This is a genomic window from Neoroseomonas rubea, assembly GCF_016106015.1.
Lineage (GTDB): Bacteria > Pseudomonadota > Alphaproteobacteria > Acetobacterales > Acetobacteraceae > Neoroseomonas > Neoroseomonas rubea.
The window spans coordinates 1-3,507 of record NZ_JACADQ010000404.1 but is presented as its reverse complement, the minus strand read 5'-3'; the positions used below and the strand labels follow the sequence as shown (position 1 = coordinate 3,507).

Genomic DNA, 3,507 nt, shown 5'->3' with positions numbered 1-3,507 from the left:
GCGCGCTGCGGCTCGATGCCGTGCTGGCGAGCCAGGCGCCGGCGGACAAGATCGAGGCCGTGCGGCGCGAGGCCGCGCGCGCGCCGACCGCGATGGTCGGCGACGGCGTGAACGACGCGCCGGCGCTGGCCGCGGCCGATGTCGGCATCGCGATGGGCGCCATGGGAACGGCCGCCGCCGCCGAGGCAGGCGACGTCGTTCTTCTCGTCGACCGCGTCGACCGCGTGCCGGAGGCGATCGCGATCGCGATCCGCTCCCGCCGCATCGCGCTGCGCGCCATCATGCTCGGCATGGGCCTGTCCGGCGGTGCGATGGTCGCGGCGGCGGGGGGATGGATCGCCCCGCTGGCGGGCGCGCTGCTCCAGGAAGCCATCGACGTGCTGGCCATCCTTTATGCGCTGACGGCGCTCAGCCCCGATGGCGCGGAGTCGGGCGACGAGCACATGCCCGCCGAGGCCGGCCTCGTCGAACGGCAGGAGGAACACGCGGGGCTGCGCGACCTGGCGGAGGCGTTGCGGCGCGCGGCGGAGGGGATTGAAGCGACGCCGGATGGGCTGGCGGGACTTGCCGCGGTGGAAGCGCGCCTGCGGACCGAGATGCTGCCGCATCACCAGGCGGAAGAGCGCACCCTGTTCCCCGAAGCCGCACGCCGCCTCGGCGGCCAGGACCCGATGGCACCCCTGGTCCGCATGCACGCCGAGATGGAACAGCTCGCCGAACGGATCGCGCTCCTGCTGCCGCTGGCGACGGATCAGGAAGCGTGGCCATCGGCAATACCGGAGATCCGGCGGAGTCTGTTCGCCCTTGAAGCGCTGCTGCGCGTGCATCTGGCCGTGGAGGAGGAAATGCTGGCGGGGCTCAGCGGCGAGAGGCTTGCGCATGGGGCTCCGGCCGCTGCGGGCGGCCACGCCGGTTGACCGGCGGGGATCCACTCCGCAGCATCCGCGCGATGCAGAAATCGCCCGAAGCCATCCTCCTGCGCCATGTCCTCGAGACGCCAGATGGCGCTATGCCGGACGACGCGCTCGCCGCAGCCCGCCGCTTCGTCTTCGACACACTGGCCGTCGGCGTGGCGGGGACGGCCCATCCCGCACAGCCCGGGATCATCGCCGCCGCGAGGCGCTGGGGCAACGGGGCGGAAGCCTCGGTCTGGGGCGAGGATATCCGCCTTCCCGCGCCGCAAGCGGCCTTCGTGAATGCGTTCCAGGCGCATGCGCTCGAATTCGATTCGATCCATGAAGCGGCCGTCGTGCATGCGATGACGCCGACGCTCGCGGCCGCCCTGGCCGAGGCGGAACGACAGTCTGCGCTCGGGCATCCGGTCGGAGGTGGTCGCTTCGTCGCAGCGATTGTCGCGGGGATCGAGTTGGCCTGCGTGATCGGTGCGGCGGCGCGCGGGCCGATGCGCTTCTTTCGCCCCGCAACAGCGGGCATGTTCGGCGCCTATGGCGCCGTCGCACGCCTGCGTGGATTCGACGCGGAGGTCGGCGCGGCCGGCGCAGGGCTCTTGATCGGACAGATCCCGGGAACGATGCAGGCGCATCATGAGGGGTCCGTCGCGCTCGCGGTGCAGATGGGCTTCGCCGCCGCAGCGGCGTTCCGTGCCGCGGACCTTGCGGAAGCAGGCTTGAGCGGGCCGCTAGCCTGGCTGACCGGCGCATCCGGCTTCCTGGCGCTGACGGAACCCGAGCACGACCTGGCCCCGGGGCTCGAAGCGCTTGGCAAGCCTTGGCAGGTGACGCGGCTTTCTCACAAACCCTTTCCATCGGGGCGGCTCACACATCCGGCGATCGACGGCGTGCAGCGGCTGCTGGCACGCGGCGCCATCGACGTCACGCGCGTCGAGGAAGTGGTACTCCAGTTGCCGCCGCTTGCGATGCGGCTGGTCGGGCGGCCGCTGGTGCCGGCGCTGACGCCGAACTACGCGCGGCTCTGCCTGCCTTACGTGGTCGCGACTGCTTTGCGCCATGGAACCGTAGCGCTCGAGGATTTCAGCGCGGCACGGTTGACGGACATGGAAACGCTGGCGCTCGCCGCACGCGTGGTTATGCGCGACGACGGAACGACGGACCAGAACGCTGTGGTGCCGCAGGCGGTCGAAGTGCGTCTGGCTGGCGGCCGAACGGAACGCATCGTGGTCGATGCAGCGATCGGGAGTCCGGCCAGGCCTTTGTCTGACGATGCGCAGATCGCGAAGGCGAAGGCGTGTTGCGCGGCGGCGCGCCGTGCCTGCGTGCCAGATGCTGCAGGCGCTGCGTTCGAGGCGATGTCAGCTCTTGCGGCGGAAACGGATGCGGCGGTGCTGAGCCGATTGTTTGTTTCGGCGCCGCGGTAGTCCGGCGGCCCGCTGCAACGAGAAACGCCCGAGAACGAGTGTTCTCGGGCGTCAGATCTCAGTGGATGCGGGGACGCGCATCGGCTTATGCCGAACTGGGCTGCTTTGTTCCAACAGAGCCAGCGCTGCCACACCTGCCTCCACTTAGGGCGGAGGGTGGGCTGCTAAACCTGGGCGCGCGCTTCAGTCGAAGCCATCAATCGTGTTGCCTGCGCTATCGGCATCCAGCGCTTCAGCGTGAACAGTCGCTCCAGACGATCGGCAGGGCATTGCAGCCCGGCGTGAAACGTCTTCGCCGTGCTGCTACCGGCGAGGCGAAGGGCCGGCGGCGACGGCGCGAGCGGGAAACGATCATCGGCGTGCGCGCACCGGACCGCTGCCGAAACCGTCATTGCGCCGCGCGCCGTGCCACCTCGCCCAGCAGCGCAGCGGCTTCCCTGTCCTGGGGATCCAGCGCAAGGACCGCCCTCGCGTGGCGTTCCGCTTCCGCCAGCCGACCGCGATCGCGCTCGAAGGTGGCTGCCGCGATCATGCTCTCTCGATGCCGCGGATGGCGTGCGAGCACGGCGAGCGCCTCGTCCACGCGACCCAGCCGATGCAGGGCGAGGGCATGGGTATAGGCGTAGCGCGGCTGGTCCGGCGCGAGAGCGGCCGCCCCGGCCAGCGCTTCGGTCGCTTCGGCGATCCGCCCGCGTCGGACCTGCAGCAGCGCAAGGACGTGGAGCGGCTCGGCCTCGGCCGGATGCGCGGCGACGGCACGACGCAGCAGCGCCTCAGCGGCATCGCGTCGGCCGCGCGCTTCCTCGAAGGCGGCCTGGTTCACGAGCGCGGGCAGGAAGGCCGGGTCGCGCGCCAGCGCAGCGCGATAGGCCGCTTCGGCACCGGCCTGATCGCCGCGCTGGGCGAGCAGCGCGGCGATGTTCACATGCGATTCCGGCCGCTCCGCCGCCACGCGCTCGCTGGCCAGCAGTTCCTCCCAGGCCCGGGCGAAGGCAGGGCGCGCGGCGTCGGGGATCGCGCTCAGCGGGACGGGTGCGAGCGCGCGCGCGGCCTCGATGCGCACCAGCCGCACCTCGTCGGACAGCAGCCGCGCGGCATGCAGGCGGTTCTGCGGCGGCAGGCCTTCCAGCGCGCGCAGCGCCGCGGCGCGCACCAGCGGCTCGGGGTCGAGC

Annotated in this window: 3 protein-coding genes; 2 read left to right on the top strand and 1 reads right to left on the bottom strand. The window is 71.6% G+C overall.

Annotated elements, in window-relative coordinates; all coding sequences use genetic code 11:
* A partial coding sequence (locus tag HW577_RS22700) for a heavy metal translocating P-type ATPase (RefSeq protein ID WP_198378387.1) occupies positions 1–917 on the top strand: 917 nt, incomplete at its 5' end.
* A gap of 32 nt (positions 918–949) precedes the next feature.
* Entirely contained in the window at positions 950–2,335 is a 1,386-nt protein-coding gene (locus HW577_RS22695) for an MmgE/PrpD family protein (protein WP_198378386.1), read from the top strand.
* 388 nt (positions 2,336–2,723) lie between these two features.
* Here the strand turns inward: HW577_RS22695 and HW577_RS22690 are convergent.
* Positions 2,724–3,507, bottom strand: a 784-nt coding sequence (locus HW577_RS22690; RefSeq protein ID WP_198378385.1) for a CDC27 family protein, incomplete at its 5' end; no start/stop codon positions are given.

Bases quoted from the DNA above. Each gene is read 5' to 3' on its own strand.
- HW577_RS22695 (WP_198378386.1), top strand. From the start codon at position 950: ATGCAGAAATCGCCCGAAGCCATCCTCCTGCGCCATGTCCTCGAGACG.